Raw genomic sequence first — 19,402 nt, forward strand, 5'->3', positions numbered from 1 at the left:
ACTCCTTACTCATGTGAATCAGCATTAACTCACCCTTACCCGCTCAGCAATCGAGTATGGCGTCCAACGTAGGTAGCGCCGACACCTTCCACAAGCGGTCCAATACCTTGCAAACAGAACGCGCATCCAGCACCCGCCCGGCGCACTGTAAAAATTTGCGTCCGAGTTCATCGTCACTCAGCGGAGATAGCGCAGAGCCATGCGCTTTAATCCTGAAATCACGATAGGTACTGCCATCGCGCGTGGTGACTTCCACCCATGCCCCTTCCGGGGCTCGGCGTAATAAATCGGCATCATGCCAGCGAGAACCGGAACAGACGGATACCGTGGACATGATTGCCATCACCCGCGAATCGCTCAGCGTCGCGCGCTCAAGGTGTGCCAATGTCAGTTCGCCAAAGCACAGCGACGCGGCAATGGCGAAGGGCATACTGAACTGTGCCTGTTGGCTATTTTGCGGCCGAGAATAAATCAAATTGGCAATCACCAGCGGTGGAACATCACAACTGATGTGAGCGATATCCTCGGGGCTGAGACAATGCTCGATAACTATCGCCATCACGGCATCCACCGCCGCATGTGACGACAGGCATACCGGGATACGCTTGATATCGATGCCTGGAGACAGTAAGCACCAGTCATCCTGCGGCGCGGATAACCACGCGGGGCTGAGCTTTCCCTCGTTATATAACGTTGCCAGACCATAGCGATGCTCTAACGTATCCAGCGGCCCGCGCGCCCCGTGTTGCGCCAGTAGCGCCGCAAGGACACCCGCTTCTGCTGCTTTGCCCGCCAGCAACGGTTTAGCGTCACAGCCAAACACACTTTTCATTCCACCAGTGCCGCCGATCGCCAGCGCCAGCGCATTCGCCGTTGCCGTACTATCGAGTCCGAGCAACCTAGCGGCGGCGGCGCAGGCACCGACGGTTCCCAGAACACTGGTCGTCCACCACCCGTGGTCATAAAGTGTTTGGCCCAGCGCCATGCCAAGCCGGTACTGGCATTCCGCCCCGGCCACCAAAGCGGTAAGCAACTGTTCGCCTGTCGCGCCGCTCTGCTGAGCAACGGCTAAGGCGGCAGGAACAATGACTGCGGAACCATGCACGAAACCGGCATAACAGTTATCGTCAAAATCCCAGGCGTGCGCGGCAACGGCATTGGCAAACGTGGCGGCGGGCGCCGCCTTGCGCCACGCGCTACCGACCACGTTAGCGCGCCCCGTGCCCCCGGTCATACGCACCAGCGCCCGCGCCTGTACGGCCGGAGGCTGGCTCACACCGGCCAACATCACACCAAGCGTATCGATCAGGCTGCGTACCGCGACCTGCCGTACTGCTGCTGGCACTACGTCAAGAGTCAGCGTGGCCGTCCAGTCAGCCAGTACTTGGGTGCCGTAAAGTTCCGTCATGATTGCTCTCCACCTTGCCCTCAATTACTCCGGCAGATCGCCCGCGGGAGCGCCCAACCATTTTTGGGAAATTTTATCCAGCGTCCCATCGGCTTTAGCGGCCCGTAAGATTTCATTAACCCGATTAACCAATTCTGGTTGCCCCTTTGGCATGCCGACATAACAGGGTGAATTCGATAAGATCACCTTCAGTTCAAGATCCAGCGCCGGATTCTTCTGACGCATCGCTCCCGCGACGGTCGTACCAATAGCGACTAACTCGGTCTGGCCGGAAAGGAATGCAGTAATGGTGCTGTTGTTATCTTCGAAGCGTTTGGCGATGGCCTTGGGTGCCAGTTGCGTCAATTCTTCATCCTGCATGGAACCACGGGTCACGGAAACGGTTTTGCCACTCAATTCATCAAGCGAGCTGGCTTTTACATTGCTGCGACCAAATACCGCATCAAAAAAAGGGGCATAAGCGATACTGTAATCAATCACCTTAGCGCGTTCTGGCGTTTTCCCCAGTGATGAAATCGTCATATCGGCTTTACCCGTTTGCAAATAAGGCACCCGATTGGGGCCCGTCACGGGAATTAATGTCACTTTAACGCCGAGTTTTTCACCTATTAGGTTAGCAATATCGATATCCACGCCTTGTGGTTTCATATCGCTGCCGACATAGCCATATGGCGGGTAATCAACCGGCACGGCTACGCGAAGATTTTTCTGACTCAAAATGGTATCAAGAACATTGGCGGCATTCGCCGTTATTACCGAGAAAGTGGCTATGGCACCAATAAACATCGCTGCTAGCGTGTGTTTTTTCATTACGGTCACCTGTATTATTTCATGATAAATCAATGCGCAGATTTCACGCGGCGAAAATTACCCTGGTGTTGGAAAAAATTATTTTTTGAAATATCCAGCGCGAACTGCCATTCCAATTAAATTGACGAAAAAACGGCATGCGGTAATCGCAGTAATATTGTTCACATCTTTTTTAGGTGTAATTTCGACAATATCCATACCCACAACCCGACCTTTTTTAACCAGGCCATGGATTATTTTTCTCGCTTCTCCGTAAGTGACGCCGCCTAAAGCCGGGCCATTAACGGCAGGCATTATCGTTGGGTCGATACCGTCGGCATCCATGGTAATGTAATAATTTCCGCCATCGGGAATACGACTCAAAATCGCTTCTACCCCTTCGTCATGAAGCTGATGAGCCGGAATCAGATGCGCACCATATGCCAGCGCCGCATCAACTTCCTCCTGGCGAGCCGATCCATTGGCGCGAAGGCCAATCTGAAAAATTTCGCCGATATGCGCCATTTCCGACGCCCGTCGAATCGGGCTGGAATACCCATCGGTTACGCCATTGACCTCTTCACGCCAGTCAAGGTGTGCATCAATATGAATCAAGGTGATCGGGCCAAGCGTGTCTAACGCGCGCAGTACCGGAATCGGGACACCATGATCGCCGCCGATAACTAACGGCATTCCTCCCAGCGCGATGATTTTACGTACGACCGCTTCAGCCGCCGCATAATGCTGGCCTAAATCGCGGGCATCACCTGCGATGTCGCCCACATCCACCATACGGATAGGTTGGTTATCCATAAGTGGGCCGCCGATATCAAAGTCATAACGCTCAATGCTGCGAACCGCGCGATCCGTTGCCTGGCGAACCGCCGTTGGCCCATTGCTCTGATCATTGCTAACCTCGTCAATGGAATAGGGCGATCCATACGGGATTCCCAGCACAACAATATCCACGCTATCGAGCGTCGATAAATCGGTCACTACGTCAGAATACAGCAAACTCTTATGACCATGTTTTGGCGGTGTCGTTAATTCAGGTTTATAGGCAACCATATTGTTCTCCGGTGATAATTCTATTTAATCAACGTGGTAAACAGGAAAAGGCGGTAATTAATTCAGACTCCACCACTCACCCATTTCCCATAATGTATCTTCGGTACGATTAACAGATTCTCGCACATTCACTTTTGCGCTAGCGGCTAATAACGCCACGAGTAATTCACTCACTAAAAATGCAGGCGTAATCGTATCGAAAAATGACGTAGTTTGTTTTTTTACTAAAATGGTTTCGCTGGCAATGCGCGCTACCGGTGAACTGGCATTATCAGTAATGGCAATAATTTTAACTTTTTGTTTTGCTAAATACCGACTGATGGATACCGCTCGACGGGAATAGGGCGATAAGCTACAGACTAATAAAACATCTTTAGCGCCAATATTTCTCATCAATGACATGGCGCCACTTTCTCCAGCACCATCAATTAAATGAATATTTTCCTGAAAATAGGCAGAGATATGCGTGAAATGAAATACCACGGCGAAAGATGAACGCAACCCAAGACAATAAATAATTCGTCCTTCTGCTAAAATCTTCGCTGCACGCACAATCGACGCCAGATTCTCATCCTGACACAGTGTTTGAATATGCGATATTGTGGCGTTGGCTAAATCCAGCACCAGAGAGCTTTCCCCCATCTTTCGCTTCATTTCCACCAATGCAGGGACACGGGAGCCATATTCATACCCTTTCACCTGAATCGCGTTGGCGAAAATCTGGCGAATTTCATCGTAGCCCGACAACCCCAACCGTTTCGCCAGACGGGTCATCGTCGACGGCGGAATCCCTGCCAACCGTGCTTGTTCACGCATTGACATCACCGCGACTTCTTGCGGATGATCCAGCACAAAGCTCGCCGCCAGACGTTCCTGCTTCGGTAACGCATCGAAGGTCTGCTTTAATTGCTGGCATAGCGCAAGATGATCCATAAACACATTCCACAGTGAAGGTGACATCTGCAAAATTGCAACCACCGTGCCAGAAACGATTCACTCTGATTCATTTGATTCAAATTACACAACCTCTGGTCGTTTTATGCGCGGCCGATAGCGTGATACAGGAAAATGAATTGATTCATCTGATTCAGATCCAGCCGCAAATATTTTTTCGGGCAACCAGTGGCGATAAAATGATCAGATAAAGGGCGTTGACAGGGCGCACGCGGAAGGTGCAAGTCATGCTCCAATGGAGTGCATTCTGATGATAAGCAGATAGGATGAAGATGTGACTGATTTGGGAGACGGCTCACAGGTCGGGATGAGAATCACAAATAAAGAAATATTCTCAGGGTTGCGCCGCGCAATATGTCATTCGGCCTATCGCCATGACCTAAGGTGAAGAATACAGTGGCGTCGTTGGCAAGCCCGCGTATTTTGCCGCTTGTCGATCGGAGCCATTTGCCACTTATCGGCTCCGCACGCCACCCCGCCGATACGGGACTTATCCTTATCCGTATCGGCCCTTCCATGCTTACCCCTCATACACAGAGAAGTCAAAATGCGCGTCTCTTCAATCAGCTTGGTTTATGCCTCGTCGAGCAGTTGTTGCGCGGCACAGCCAACCACCGACAAAATACGCTTCTTTTCTTCTGTTAGCGGCAATGCATAATTCATACGCATACAGTTGCGATATTTTCCCGCGGCCGAAAAGAGTGAGCCCGCTGCAACCTGAATCCCAGATTGGCGCACGATAGCATTTAGACGTAAAGCATCAAACGGTTCAGGAAATTCTACCCACAGTAAAAATCCCCCCTGTGGGCGACTGACGCAAATGCCACACGGGAAATATTCCCTGATATGGCAGATAAACATCTCCATGTTGGCTTTATAGGCCGCGCACATACGTCGCCGGTGCGGTTGATAATGTCCTTGAGCGAGGAACTCGGCGGCTGCCAATTGCGTATGCGTCACGGCATAGCCCGTGCTGGTATATTTCATGTGCAGAACACGAGCCAGATAACGGCCTGGCGCTATCCAGCCGACACGCAAGCCAGGTGCAATCGTTTTGGAAAATGAGCTGCATAACAGTACGCGGCCTTCGTTATCGAATGATTTTAACGTCCTTGGGCGTGGATAATCGTAGACTAGCTCACCATAGGCATCATCCTCAATAATCGCTAAATCGTATTGTTGCGCCAGAGTCAGCAAAGCCTTTTTACGCGTCTCTGGCATGATAAAACCCAGCGGATTATTGCAGTTCGGCACGAGCAGCAGCGCTTTAACCGGCCATTGTTCCAGCGCCAGCGCCAGTGCTTCTAAGCTGATCCCCGTTACGGCATCGGTTGGAATCTCGATCAGTTTGATCCCTAAACCACGTAGTAACTGCAAAGTCCCAGGAAACGTGGGCGATTCTACCGCTACGATATCACCCGATTGACAAATCGATCGCACCGCAACAAATAGCGCTTCCTGACATCCGGTTGTCATTACGATGTCGTCTTCGGTTAATTGACAGCCGCTGTCCACCGCCATTCTCGCTACCTGTTCACGCAGCTCTCTCGCACCATACATATCACCATAACTCAGCACGCGTGGATCTCGACGCTGGCATAAGCGACTCATCGATCGCCACAATGGCGTAAGTGACGATTGATCCACATCTGGCATCCCGCCGCCAAGATTACACAACGTGGGACTGAGACGAGAATTAAACAGCTCCAAAACCGAATCCCAATGAGTGACTTCAACCGGCCGCTGAGCCGGACGCGTCAACGCGGGCACGGGCGGCGTCGCTTTACGCGGCGCGACAAAATACCCCGAACGCGGCTGTGGCATAACCAACCGTCGGGTTTCCAGCAGGTGGTAAGCTTGCTGTACGGTACTGATACTCACGCCATGTTCTGTGCTCAATGCCCGAACGGAAGGCAGGCGCTCTCCGCTTCGGTATAACCCCTGCTCGATTCGCTGCGCCAGCAGTTCAGCGAGATGTTGATAACGCGTCATCCTTTCCTCCTCCCCCTGATTCGCCGACAGCCCATACAGATGCCACTGAAAATCGCCATTCAGATGCAATACTACCTATTCTGTATGCTAAAAAAATCAATTTTCTGAATCTGTATTGCAAACCGCTTTCGCCGCATCATAACGCCCATTCACTGGCGAGGGATACATATGCAATCTCACGAGAATCGATCACAAAAACCGTTTCGCAAGTCAGCACTTTGGCGCAGTCTTACCTTTCCGTTCCGTCGGTGGAAAGCCTGGCGAATAAGGATGCATACAGTAAAAATGCTACGAAATATGAGTGATGAACGACTAAAAGATATCGGCCTGAATCGTAGCGATCTCGACCAATTTAGGTAGAGCGCCAACGCCGCCGATACGGACATTGCGCCCGTATCGGCATAACAAAGGGAGGGCGTTTAAAGGTTAATCAGACAAGGCATCCGTCGATTTTACCGTCATCCGCATACCGACTATCGCCGACAATAAGCAGCCAACAGTCAGATACGCCGCTACCGCATACCACGCCCCATCCATATACTGTACCAGCAGAACCGCGATAAACGGCGTAAATCCACCGCCGACCACGCTGGCCACCTGATAACCCACACCCGCTCCACTATAGCGATACGCCGTACCAAATAGCTCGGTAAACATCGGCTGTTGTACGCTTACGATCATATCGTGGGCTATATTCGCCAGCATGATGGCAAAGAACAGAATCATGAGCGTGTTATGGCTTTCTAGCGCCAAAAAGAATGGCACCGCACTCATTGCGCCAATCAACGCGCCCGTTACATAGATGCGACGCCGGCCAAAGCTGTCGGCCAAATAAGCAAAAAAAGGAATCGACACGCAGCTTATCGCCCCTACCAGAAGCCCGATATTCAGAAAAATATCGCGCGATAGACCAAGGTGCGTTGTCGAATAATTGAGGGCAAACGCGGTAACGATATACATCGTCAGCAACTCGCCTAATCGTAGCGCAATAATCAGTAGGAAAGCTTTCGGATTCTGGCGCAGTGCATCCATAATGGGAAGCGAACGCCGTTTTTGCGCCTTTTCTGTCTGGGTTTTATTCGCCTCAAACTCCTGAGATTCATCCATCCCATTGCGCACCCACCAGGCGATGGCAACCAATATCAGGCTAAATAAGAACGGCAAACGCCATCCCCATTGGATGAATTCCTCATTGGTAGTCAGATGGCTTACTACCGATACCGACCCGGTAGCCAGCAATAGCCCGACACCAAACCCCACCTGTACGCCACTGCTGTAAAAGGCCTTTTTTTTCTTAGGCGCGCTTTCTACCGCCAATAGCGCCGCTCCGCCCCATTCCCCGCCGACCGCGAATCCCTGAATGGCTCGCAGCGTGACCAGCAGCACTGGCGCCCACCAGCCAATAGAATCAAACGACGGCAATAGTCCAATCAGCGCAGTGGAAATCCCCATCATCCAAACCGTAATCATCAACATCCGTTTACGGCCCAGTTTGTCCCCGAAATGCCCAAATACCATTCCACCAAGCGGACGGAACAAAAACCCGACGCCGAACGTAGCAAATGCCGCTAGCGTTCCCATTGTTGGGCTAACCTGAGGGAAAAATTCACTATTAAAAACCAGAGCGGCAACAATTCCGTACAGTAGAAAATCATACCAATCAACAACTGCGCCAACAAAACTTCCCCATGCGGCGCGGCGCGCCCGACGACGTAAATTTATAGCCAACTGTTTATTATTGATTTCACTAGATATATCAGCGTTACCCTGATGCGGTAATAAACCATCGGGCTGAGTGCATGCTGGCGTAATTGAAGAGTTCATGTTGGTTCCGTTCTATTTACTTTACACCACTGTACAATAAAAAGTCTCAGGAAGACATTGTGCTATAAAAAAACCCCGACTATGGTAGCCGGGGTTTATGTCTTATCACATACGGTGATGATTTAACGCATAGCGCGCGACCTCAAATCACTTACTTGTCGTCACTGCTACCAAAACCTGCGTTCAACAGCTCAGCCAGGTTAGCAGACGCTTCATCGGCACTCACCTGAGGTGCGACTGGCGTTTCCCCGGACTGACGACGACGCATGCGATCCTGATGATACGCATAACCCGTACCCGCAGGGATCAGACGACCTACGATAACGTTCTCTTTCAAGCCTCTCAGCTCATCACGTTTACCGGCTACCGCCGCTTCGGTCAATACGCGCGTGGTTTCCTGGAACGATGCCGCAGAAATGAAGGACTCGGTCGCCAGAGACGCTTTGGTAATCCCCAGCAGATCGCGACTGTACGTTGCCGGGATCTTACCTTCCGCTTCCAACTGACGGTTGGCGATCTTGATACGAGACACTTCCGCCTGTTCGCCTTCGAGGAATTCCGTGCTGCCTGCGCTAACGATAGTCCCTTTACGCAGCATCTGGCGAACGATGACCTCGATGTGCTTATCGTTAATCTTAACGCCTTGCAGACGGTAGACTTCCTGCACTTCGTTGGTGATATAACGCGTAACCGCATGTACACCACGCAGACGCAGAATATCGTGCGGAGACTCTGGACCATCGGAAACCACATCGCCGCGCTCGACCATTTCACCTTCGAACACGTTGAGCTGACGCCATTTTGGAATCATCTCTTCGTAAGGCTCACTACCGTCAACCGGGGTGATCACCAGACGACGTTTGCCCTTAGTTTCCTTACCGAAGGAAATGATACCGCTGATCTCTGCCAGAATAGCCGGCTCTTTCGGACGACGCGCTTCGAACAGATCGGCTACGCGTGGCAGACCACCGGTAATATCCTTGGTACCGCCAGATTCCTGAGGAATACGCGCCAACGTATCACCGCTGCTGATTTTCACGCCATCTTCCAATTGGACGATCGCTTTACCCGGCAGGAAGTACTGCGCTGGCATGTCAGTACCAGGGATCAGAACATCTTCGCCTTTATCATCAACGATTTTCAGCGCCGGGCGCAGGTCTTTACCACTACCGGTACGCTCTGCGCTATCCAGAACCACGATAGAAGACAAGCCGGTCAGTTCATCGGTCTGACGCGTAATCGTCTGGCCATCGATCATGTCGGTGAAACGAATGTTACCGCTCACTTCCGTGATGACAGGCATGGTATGCGGATCCCAGTTAGCGACGGTTTCACCGCCGTTAACCTCGGCACCATCGCCTTTGGCCATAACCGCACCGTAAGGAACTTTATAGCTTTCTTTCGTACGCCCAAATTCATCAATCAGTTTCAATTCGGTATTACGTGAAGTAATCACCAATTTATTGTTGCTGTTCATAACGAATTTGGCGTTTATCAGTTTCAGGCTACCCTTGTTCTTCACCTGAATGCTGGATTCAGCCGCCGCACGCGATGCCGCACCACCGATGTGGAACGTACGCATGGTTAACTGTGTACCCGGTTCACCGATGGACTGTGCCGCGATGACCCCGATGGCCTCACCCTTGTTGATGATATGGCCACGAGCCAGGTCACGCCCGTAACATTTGGCACAAACGCCGAAGTCCGTTTCGCAACTCACTACTGAACGCACTTTGACGGCGTCAACGGAATTCTCTTCCAGCAAGTCACACCACTGTTCATTCAGCAAGGTGTTACGTGGCACCAGAATGTCCGCTGTACCCGGTTTGATGACGTCTTCAGCCGTCACACGCCCCAGAACACGCTCACGCAGTGGTTCTTTAACATCACCACCCTCGATCACTGGCGTCATCATAATACCTTCGTGGGTACCACAATCGTCTTCGGTAACGACAAGATCCTGCGCAACGTCAACCAGACGGCGCGTCAGATAACCGGAGTTCGCCGTTTTCAGTGCCGTATCCGCCAAACCTTTACGCGCACCGTGCGTCGAGATGAAGTACTGGAGTACGTTCAGACCTTCACGGAAGTTCGCGGTAATCGGCGTTTCGATGATGGAACCATCGGGTTTCGCCATCAAACCACGCATCCCGGCCAACTGACGTATCTGTGCCGCAGAACCACGCGCGCCGGAGTCAGCCATCATAAAGATACTGTTGAAAGACACCTGTTGCTCAACAACGCCATCACGGTTAACCACATCCTCAACGGACAGGTTTTCCATCATCGCTTTAGCAACACGTTCGTTCGCCGCCGCCCAAATATCGATCACTTTGTTATAACGTTCACCCGCCGTCACCAAACCAGATTGGAACTGCTCCTGGATCTCAGCGACCTCGGTTTCGGCTTCTTCGATGATCCCCGCCTTCTTAGCTGGGATAACCATGTCATCGATACCGACGGAAGCGCCAGAGCGCGCGGCGTAAGCAAAGCCGGTGTACATGATCTGGTCGGCAAAGATAACCGTTGGTTTCAAGCCCAAAATGCGGTAACAGGTATTGAGCATTTTGGAGATCGCTTTCTTGCCCAGCGGCTGGTTGACGATTGAAAATGGCAACCCCTTCGGCACGATCATCCAGAGAATGGCGCGACCGACCGTCGTATCAATCAGCGATGTACGGTGAGTGACCTCACCTTCGATGGTCTTGATTTCTTCGGTGATTCGCACTTTGACGCGCGCATGCAGTGAAGCCAGACCAGCACGATAGACACGTTCAGCTTCCTTCGGCCCCGTAAGCACCATGCCTTCGCCCTTGGCGTTAACACAGTCACGCGTCATGTAGTACAGACCTAATACTACGTCCTGAGAAGGAACGATGATTGGCTCACCATTCGCCGGAGACAGGATGTTGTTGGTCGACATCATTAACGCACGCGCTTCCAACTGGGCTTCCAACGTCAGCGGTACGTGCACAGCCATCTGGTCACCGTCGAAGTCGGCGTTATAGGCCGCACAAACCAGTGGGTGCAACTGGATAGCTTTACCTTCGATCAGTACCGGTTCAAATGCCTGAATACCCAAACGGTGCAGTGTTGGTGCACGGTTCAGTAATACTGGATGTTCACGGATGACTTCGTCCAGGATATCCCATACGACGGCTTCTTCACGCTCAACCATTTTCTTGGCGGCTTTAATCGTGGTAGCAAGACCACGCAGCTCCAGCTTGCCGTAGATGAATGGTTTGAACAGTTCCAGGGCCATTTTCTTCGGCAAACCACACTGGTGCAGACGCAGGTATGGACCAACGGTGATGACAGAACGACCGGAGTAGTCAACACGCTTACCGAGCAGGTTCTGACGGAAACGACCCTGCTTACCCTTAATCATATCGGCTAAGGATTTCAGGGGACGTTTGTTAGAACCGGTGATCGCACGACCGCGACGACCATTATCTAACAGTGCATCAACCGCTTCCTGCAACATACGCTTTTCGTTACGGACAATGATATCCGGCGCCGCCAGATCCAGCAGACGTTTCAAACGGTTGTTACGGTTAATTACGCGACGATACAGATCGTTCAGGTCAGACGTTGCAAAACGACCACCATCCAGCGGAACTAATGGACGCAGATCGGGTGGCAGCACTGGCAAAACGGTCAAGATCATCCATTCCGGCTTGTTACCAGATTGAACGAACGCTTCCAGTAGCTTAATGCGCTTTGTCAGCTTCTTACGTTTGGTTTCGGAGTTGGTTTCGGTCAGCTCCTCGCGCAACTGCTCGCATTCCTGCTCCAGGTCCATATTCTTCAGCAGGGCTTGGATGGCTTCGGCACCCATTTTTGCGTCGAATTCATCACCGAACTCTTCCAGCGCATCCAGATACTGCTCTTCAGTCAGGATCTGACGGCGCTCAAGGTTGGTCATGCCGCCTTCAATCACAACATAAGATTCAAAATACAGCACCCGCTCGATATCACGCAGCGGCATATCCAGCAGTAAACCGATACGCGATGGCAGCGACTTCAGGAACCAGATGTGCGCAGTCGGGGAGGCCAGTTCGATGTGGCCCATACGCTCACGGCGTACTTTAGTTTGGGTAACTTCAACACCGCACTTTTCACAAATGACACCGCGGTGTTTCAAGCGCTTGTATTTACCGCACAGGCACTCATAGTCTTTTACTGGCCCAAAGATACGGGCGCAAAAAAGGCCGTCACGTTCAGGCTTGAACGTACGGTAATTGATGGTTTCTGGTTTTTTGACTTCACCAAAAGACCAGGAACGGATCATGTCTGGCGAGGCCAGCGCAATTTTGATCGCATCAAACTCTTCGGTTTTAGTTTGCGCTTTCAGAAACTTTAATAAGTCTTTCACGGATTGGCTCCTGTCGGAGTTAGACCTGATAGACACCTGAACCTTCTGTTAAAAACGGCGTACCGTTCAAAACGGCGCTCAGGTGTCCCTATGACGAATGCCAGCGATACAACGAGCTGGGATTACTCTTCTTCCAGCTCGATGTTGATACCCAGCGAGCGGATTTCTTTCAACAATACGTTGAAGGATTCCGGCATGCCCGGTTCCATCTGATGATTGCCATCCACGATGTTCTTATACATCTTGGTACGGCCGTTCACGTCATCAGATTTAACGGTCAACATTTCTTGCAGGGTATATGCAGCACCATAAGCTTCCAGCGCCCATACTTCCATCTCCCCGAAGCGCTGACCACCGAATTGCGCCTTACCACCCAGCGGCTGCTGAGTAACCAGACTATAGGAACCGGTGGAACGAGCATGCATCTTATCGTCAACCAAGTGGTTCAGTTTCAGCATGTACATGTAGCCCACGGTAACCTGACGCTCAAATTGCTCACCGGTACGTCCATCGTACAGTGTAATTTGACCGGAGGTGGGGATACCGCCCATCTGTAACAGTTCCTTGATTTCTTTCTCTTTGGCACCGTCGAATACCGGCGTCGCAATTGGCATCCCCTTCTTCAGGTTTTCAGCCAAACGCAAGACTTCTTCGTCGGAGAAAGTATTCAGGTCGACTTTTTGACGCACATCGTCGCCTAAATCGTAGGCTTTCTGGATAAATTCACGCAGCTTAGTCACTTCTTCGTGCTGCTTGAGCATGGCGTTGATTTTTTCGCCGATGCCCTTTGCCGCCATACCCAGGTGGGTTTCCAGAATCTGACCGATGTTCATACGTGAAGGTACGCCAAGCGGGTTTAGTACGATATCGACCGGCGTACCGTTCTCATCGTAAGGCATATCTTCGATCGGGTTAATCTTGGAGATGACCCCTTTGTTCCCGTGACGACCGGCCATTTTATCACCCGGTTGGATCTGACGTTTAACCGCCAGATATACCTTGACGATTTTCAGCACGCCTGGTGCCAGATCATCGCCCTGGGTGATTTTACGGCGCTTAGCGTCGAGTTTTTTCTCAAACTCGTGCTTCAGCTCATCATACTGCTCGGCCAACTGCTCCAACTGATTCTGTTTATCTTCATCGGTCAGGCCTAGTTCCAACCAGCGTTCACGCGGCAGTTTATCCAGCTTTTCAGCTTCTACGCCGCCGGAAACCAGCACCGCGTGGATACGTGCAAACAGGCCCGCTTCCAGAATCTGCAACTCTTCGGTCAGGTCTTTCTTCACCTGCTTCAGTTGCATCTCTTCGATTTCTAATGCGCGTTTGTCTTTTTCCACGCCGTCGCGGGTAAAGACCTGCACATCAATAATCGTACCAGAAACACCATTTGGCACACGCAGAGAAGAGTCTTTAACGTCAGACGCTTTCTCACCGAAGATCGCACGCAGCAGCTTCTCTTCTGGCGTCAGTTGGGTTTCACCTTTCGGCGTAACCTTACCAACCAGAATGTCGCCCCCGGTCACTTCCGCACCGATGTAAACAATACCGGACTCATCCAATTTGGAAAGCGCAGCTTCACCTACGTTCGGGATGTCCGCAGTAATCTCTTCAGGCCCTAACTTGGTATCACGAGACACACAGGCAAGTTCCTGAATATGAATAGTCGTGAACCGATCTTCCTGAACCACGCGCTCGGAAACAAGAATGGAGTCTTCAAAGTTGTAACCATTCCATGGCATGAACGCCACGCGCATGTTCTGACCTAGCGCCAATTCACCCAGATCGGTGGACGGACCATCTGCCAAAACATCGCCACGCTCAACCGGTTCCCCCAGAGAGACACACGGCATCTGGTTGATGCAGGTATTCTGGTTCGAACGGGTATATTTGGTCAGGTTATAGATGTCGATCCCTGCTTCACCAGGATACATCTCATCATCATTAACACGGATAACAATACGTGAGGCATCGACGTACTGTACGGTACCACCGCGTTTGGCTACGGCAGTAACACCGGAGTCAACCGCAACAGCGCGTTCCATACCCGTTCCCACCAGCGGCTTATCAGCGCGCAGGGTAGGGACGGCCTGACGTTGCATGTTCGCACCCATCAAGGCGCGGTTGGCATCATCGTGCTCCAGGAACGGAATCAGAGACGCACCGACGGAAACGACCTGCTGTGTGGAAACGTCCATGTATTCAACCTGATCGCGGCTGAACAAGCTGGACTCGCCCTTGTTACGGCAGGTAACCAGTTCGTCGATGAAACGGCCTTCTTCGTCCAAATTGGTGTTCGCCTGCGCAATCACGAAGTTACCTTCTTCGATTGCAGACAGATAATGGATCTCATCCGTCACCACGTTGTCACGCACACGACGATATGGGGTTTCAAGGAAACCATACTCGTTCGTTTGTGCATAAACAGACAGGGAGTTGATCAGACCGATGTTCGGACCTTCCGGCGTCTCGATAGGACAAACACGACCGTAGTGCGTTGGGTGTACGTCACGGACTTCAAAACCAGCGCGTTCACGCGTCAGACCACCTGGGCCCAATGCCGAGATACGACGCTTATGGGTAATCTCAGACAGCGGGTTGTTCTGGTCCATAAACTGTGACAGTTGGCTCGACCCGAAGAACTCTTTCACGGCTGCGGAAATCGGCTTGGCGTTGATCATATCCTGCGGCATCAATGTGTCGAGATCGCCCAACGAAAGGCGCTCTTTCACTGCACGTTCAACGCGCACCAACCCTACACGGAACTGGTTTTCCGCCATTTCGCCAACGGAACGGATACGTCGGTTACCAAGGTGGTCGATATCATCCACCTCGCCTTTGCCGTTACGGATATCAATGAGCTTCTTCATCACATCGATGATGTCATCTTTGCTCAGGATACCGGAACCTTCGATCTCATCACGCAGGAGAGAGCGGTTGAACTTCATACGACCAACTGCAGACAAGTCGTAGCGGTCTTCAGAGAAGAACAGATTTTCGAATAAGGTTTCAGCGGCTTCACGCGTTGGCGGTTCACCAGGGCGCATCATGCGATAGATTTCAACCAGCGCGCTCAAACGATCGCTTGACGGATCGACGCGCAGGGTTTCAGACATGTAGGCGCCGTGGTCAAGGTCGTTGGTGAACAATGTCTCAATACGTTTGTGACCAGACTGGCTCAACTTCGCCAGCAGATCCAGCGACAGTTCCATATTGGCTGCGCCGATCAGTTCACCCGTGCTCTCGTCAATGTAATCCCTGGCCAATACCTTGCCAGCAATGTATTCAACGGGCACTTCAATTCGCTCGATGCCGTCTTTCTCTAACTGACGGATGTGGCGTGCGGTGATACGACGCCCTTTTTCAATATAAACTTTACCGTTTGCTTCAATATCAAACGATGCCGTTTCCCCACGCAGGCGCTCGGGAATCAGATCCATCTGCAATTTATTGCCATTAATTTCATAGACAATTTTATCGAAGAAAAGATCGAGGATCTGCTCGGTAGTGTAACCCAACGCACGTAGGATGATGGTTGCAGGCAACTTGCGGCGACGGTCAATACGGACAAACAAGTTATCCTTCGGATCAAACTCGAAATCCAACCAGGAACCACGGTAAGGAATAATACGTGCGTTATACAGTACCTTACCAGAAGAGTGAGTTTTACCTTTGTCGCTATCGAAGAACACACCCGGACTACGATGCAGCTGAGAAACGATAACGCGCTCAGTGCCGTTGATCACGAAGGTACCGTTGTCAGTCATGAGCGGAATTTCGCCCATGTAAACTTCTTGTTCTTTAATGTCTTTAACGGTGCCTTCCGGCGCTTCACGCTCGTAGATCACCAGACGCAATTTAACGCGTAGCGGCGCAGAAAACGTTACACCACGGATCTGACATTCTTTAACGTCAAATACCGGTTCGCCTAAGCGATAGCTAACGTATTGCAGCTCTGAATTACCGCTATAGCTTTTTATGGGGAAAACAGAACGGAATGCAGCTTCCAAACCGTACTGACCTTCCGGATCTTGCTCGATAAATTTCTGGAACGAGTCAAGTTGGATAGAAAGGAGATAAGGCACATCCAAAACCTGTGGACGTTTGCCAAAATCCTTACGAATGCGTTTTTTCTCGGTATAGGAGTAAACCATAGGGTTCCTCAGCTAGCTGACAAGTCGAACCACTCTGTCTGCCCTAAGAAGGACAGTTCATGCAACACTATTTTATTTCGGTCGGAAAATGGGAAACTTTCCGTAATACGTCTTTCTATTACTCTTAAACCATTTCATTGCTTTTGCCCAGGCATGGAACCCGTTCTGGAAAGCAGTATATTAAGTCGTCAATAGAAAAAAATATTTGCGATATCAATGGGTAAATAGTGCGAAAGACCATTGACATCCTACAGCGCAAAAAGGCTGGTGACTACTAAGTCACCAGCCATCAGCCCAATAACTCAGGCTGCAACCTGAAAGGTTGGCTTATTTAACTTCAACTTCTGCGCCAGCTTCTTCCAGTGCTTTCTTCAGGGCTTCAGCGTCATCTTTGCTGATGCCTTCTTTCAGAGCCGCCGGAGCAGATTCAACCAGATCCTTGGCTTCTTTCAGGCCCAGACCAGTTGCGCCACGAACGGCTTTGATTACGGCAACTTTGTTAGCGCCGATAGCTTTCAGTACAACGTCAAATTCGGTTTTTTCTTCAGCAGCTTCAACCGGGCCAACGGCAACAGCGACAGCAGCAGCAGCAGAAACACCGAATTTTTCTTCCATAGCAGAAACCAGTTCAACAACATCCATGACAGACATCGCTGCTACGGCTTCCAAAATTTGATCTTTAGTGATAGACATAACAATTGTTCCTAAGAATCAGAAATAGTTTATACGTTAGCAAGTGCGTTAGAGAGAAAGAGGCAATTAAGCCGCTTCTTTCTGATCGCGTACGGCAGCCAGAGTGCGGACCAATTTGCCTGCGGCAGCTTCTTTCATGGTCGACATCAAACGTGCCAGTGCTTCTTCGTAAGTCGGCAGCGTTGCCAGACGGTCAATTTGAGCCGCCGGGATCAGCTCACCTTCAAAGGCTGCAGCTTTGACTTCAAATTTTGCATTCGCCTTAGCGAATTCTTTAAACAGACGAGCAGCGGCGCCCGGATGTTCTAAAGAGTATGCAATCAGAGTCGGACCAACAAACGTGTCTTTCAGGCATTCGAATTGAGTGCCTTCAACGACGCGGCGCAACAAGGTGTTACGGACAACACGCATGTAAACGCCAGCTTCACGACCTGCTTTACGCAGTTCGGTCATTTTATCTACGGTAACGCCACGTGAATCCGCAACTACCGCAGACAGCGCACCTTTGGCTACTTCGCTGACTTCAGCAACAATTGCTTGTTTGTCTTGAAGATTTAATGCCATTAGCTTTTGCTCCTGGATTTAGCCGGAGGAAACCTCCGGAACTCACTTCACCTATCGCCAAAACGGAAATAGGCGTTGAAACACGGTGAGCAGAATCCAGCAAAGACTATTTTTTATAAAGACGATTCTTCTTTATAGAGAAAAATGTTCTTCAGGCTCTGTCACCGTCTACGCAGGAAAGATTAAGTCTCTGACGAAACACCTGCGGTCTTGGACGGAGGCCTGGATAGGCCAGGCTCCAACCGAAAATTCTTCGTCCGTTCCACTAACGGAACAACGGGCGTAAGATTATAGGTAAATCCCACACCCGAGTAAAGCAAAACGGCACTATTAGTTAGCACTTGCGTTCAAACCGCTTTGGTCGATGGCAACGCCAGCGCCCATAGTGGTAGACAGGCTAATTTTCTTGATATAGACACCCTTCGACTGAGACGGTTTCGCTTTTTTCAACGCAACCAACAGAGCTTCAAGGTTTTCTCTCAATTTATTAGAATCGAAGTCAACCTTACCGATGGTGGTATGGATGATCCCGTTCTTGTCGTTACGATAACGAACCTGGCCTGCCTTAGCATTATTAACCGCTTCAGCAACATTAGGGGTTACAGTACCCACTTTCGGGTTCGGCATCAGGCCACGCGGCCCCAGAACCTGACCTAATTGACCTACAACGCGCATTGCATCTGGAGACGCAATAACCACGTCAAAGCCCATTTCGCCTTTCTTAATCTGGTCAGCCAGATCTTCCATACCCACAAATTCAGCGCCAGCCGCTTTAGCTGCTTCTGCATTTGCGCCCTGGGTGAAGACTGCTACGCGAACAGAACGACCAGTGCCGTGAGGCAGAACGGTTGCACCACGAACGTTTTGGTCTGACTTACGTGCATCGATGCCGAGATTAACGGCTACGTCTACACTTTCTACAAATTTAGCAGTGGCTAGCTCTTTGAGCAGAGCAACAGCTTCGTTGATATCGTACTGTTTAGTTGCATCAACTTTGTCACGGATCACGCGCATGCGCTTGGTCAGCTTAGCCATTTATTAATCCTCCACTACCAGGCCCATGGAACGAGCAGTACCTGCAATAGAACGCACCATGGCGTCTATATCAGCACCCGTCATATCCGCAGCTTTAGTTTCTGCGATTTCACGAACCTGCGCGCTCGTTATTTTACCGACCTTGTCTTTGTTCGGCTTGCCAGAACCAGACTTGATGCCGGCCGCTTTTTTCAGCAGAACGGCTGCGGGAGGCGTCTTGGTAACAAAGGTAAAAGAGCGATCGGAATAAACGGTGATAACAACCGGGATTGGTAAGCCTTTTTCAACGCTTTCAGTTTTAGCATTGAATGCCTTACAAAATTCCATGATGTTCACACCTTGCTGACCCAGCGCCGGGCCGACTGGTGGACTTGGGTTAGCCATACCCGCTGCAACTTGCAGCTTGACATAGGCTTGTACTTTCTTGGCCATTTAGCTTTCCTCTATCGGGTAGTAACGCCTAGTAAAAGGCTCCCCGTGGTTTGTATTACATTTCAGGCGCCATTAAGGCCACTGAAAACAAAAGGCGCGAAATTGTAGGTTAATTTC

At 50.9% G+C, this 19,402-nt stretch carries 13 protein-coding genes; 1 reads left to right on the top strand and 12 read right to left on the bottom strand.

The annotated features are described in order from the left end of the window. Positions 1–43: 43 nt before the first annotated feature. The 5 genes from RFN81_RS16695 to RFN81_RS16715 form a co-directional block, all read right to left on the bottom strand. Positions 44–1,408, bottom strand: a complete 1,365-nt coding sequence (locus RFN81_RS16695) for an MmgE/PrpD family protein (protein ID WP_264496882.1) — start codon at positions 1,406–1,408, stop codon at positions 44–46. Positions 1,409–1,432: 24 nt separating this feature from the next. Beyond that, complete coding sequence (locus RFN81_RS16700) at positions 1,433–2,218, bottom strand: transporter substrate-binding domain-containing protein (protein ID WP_264496883.1); 786 nt, start codon at positions 2,216–2,218, stop codon at positions 1,433–1,435. Between the two features lie 78 nt (positions 2,219–2,296). Then, complete coding sequence (locus RFN81_RS16705) at positions 2,297–3,265, bottom strand: agmatinase (RefSeq protein ID WP_264496884.1); 969 nt, start codon at positions 3,263–3,265, stop codon at positions 2,297–2,299. A 57-nt stretch (positions 3,266–3,322) separates the two neighbouring features. After that, on the bottom strand, positions 3,323–4,198 hold the full coding sequence (locus tag RFN81_RS16710; RefSeq protein ID WP_264496885.1) for a MurR/RpiR family transcriptional regulator: 876 nt from the start codon (positions 4,196–4,198) through the stop codon (positions 3,323–3,325). 594 nt (positions 4,199–4,792) lie between these two features. After that, positions 4,793–6,211: a PLP-dependent aminotransferase family protein gene (locus tag RFN81_RS16715; protein WP_264496886.1), complete on the bottom strand. Its 1,419-nt coding sequence runs from the start codon at positions 6,209–6,211 to the stop codon at positions 4,793–4,795. Between the two features lie 168 nt (positions 6,212–6,379). Between RFN81_RS16715 and RFN81_RS16720 the strand changes: the two genes are divergently transcribed. Next, positions 6,380–6,571, top strand: a complete 192-nt coding sequence (locus RFN81_RS16720) for a DUF1127 domain-containing protein (protein ID WP_264496887.1) — start codon at positions 6,380–6,382, stop codon at positions 6,569–6,571. A gap of 66 nt (positions 6,572–6,637) precedes the next feature. Here RFN81_RS16720 and shiA read toward each other — a convergent pair whose 3' ends face one another. From shiA to rplK, 7 genes are all read right to left on the bottom strand, one after another. Then, positions 6,638–8,035: a shikimate transporter gene (shiA, locus tag RFN81_RS16725; RefSeq protein WP_264496888.1), complete on the bottom strand. Its 1,398-nt coding sequence runs from the start codon at positions 8,033–8,035 to the stop codon at positions 6,638–6,640. 151 nt (positions 8,036–8,186) lie between these two features. Beyond that, positions 8,187–12,410: a DNA-directed RNA polymerase subunit beta' gene (rpoC, locus tag RFN81_RS16730; RefSeq protein WP_264496889.1), complete on the bottom strand. Its 4,224-nt coding sequence runs from the start codon at positions 12,408–12,410 to the stop codon at positions 8,187–8,189. Positions 12,411–12,532: 122 nt separating this feature from the next. Beyond that, entirely contained in the window at positions 12,533–16,561 is a 4,029-nt protein-coding gene (gene rpoB, locus RFN81_RS16735; RefSeq protein WP_264496890.1) for a DNA-directed RNA polymerase subunit beta, read from the bottom strand. Between the two features lie 327 nt (positions 16,562–16,888). Next, positions 16,889–17,254: a 50S ribosomal protein L7/L12 gene (gene rplL / locus RFN81_RS16740; protein ID WP_264496891.1), complete on the bottom strand. Its 366-nt coding sequence runs from the start codon at positions 17,252–17,254 to the stop codon at positions 16,889–16,891. 66 nt (positions 17,255–17,320) lie between these two features. Beyond that, positions 17,321–17,818 (bottom strand): 50S ribosomal protein L10, encoded by a 498-nt coding sequence (gene rplJ / locus RFN81_RS16745; protein ID WP_137714957.1) that lies wholly within the window; start codon positions 17,816–17,818, stop codon positions 17,321–17,323. Positions 17,819–18,148: 330 nt separating this feature from the next. Continuing rightward, positions 18,149–18,853, bottom strand: coding sequence for a 50S ribosomal protein L1 (gene rplA, locus RFN81_RS16750; protein ID WP_264496892.1), 705 nt, complete (start codon positions 18,851–18,853; stop codon positions 18,149–18,151). 3 nt (positions 18,854–18,856) lie between these two features. Next, complete coding sequence (gene rplK / locus RFN81_RS16755) at positions 18,857–19,285, bottom strand: 50S ribosomal protein L11 (RefSeq protein ID WP_264496893.1); 429 nt, start codon at positions 19,283–19,285, stop codon at positions 18,857–18,859. Positions 19,286–19,402 lie beyond the last annotated feature (117 nt).

Origin of the sequence: Pectobacterium cacticida (assembly GCF_036885195.1) — a bacterium.
Taxonomy (GTDB): Bacteria; Pseudomonadota; Gammaproteobacteria; order Enterobacterales; family Enterobacteriaceae; genus Pectobacterium; species Pectobacterium cacticida.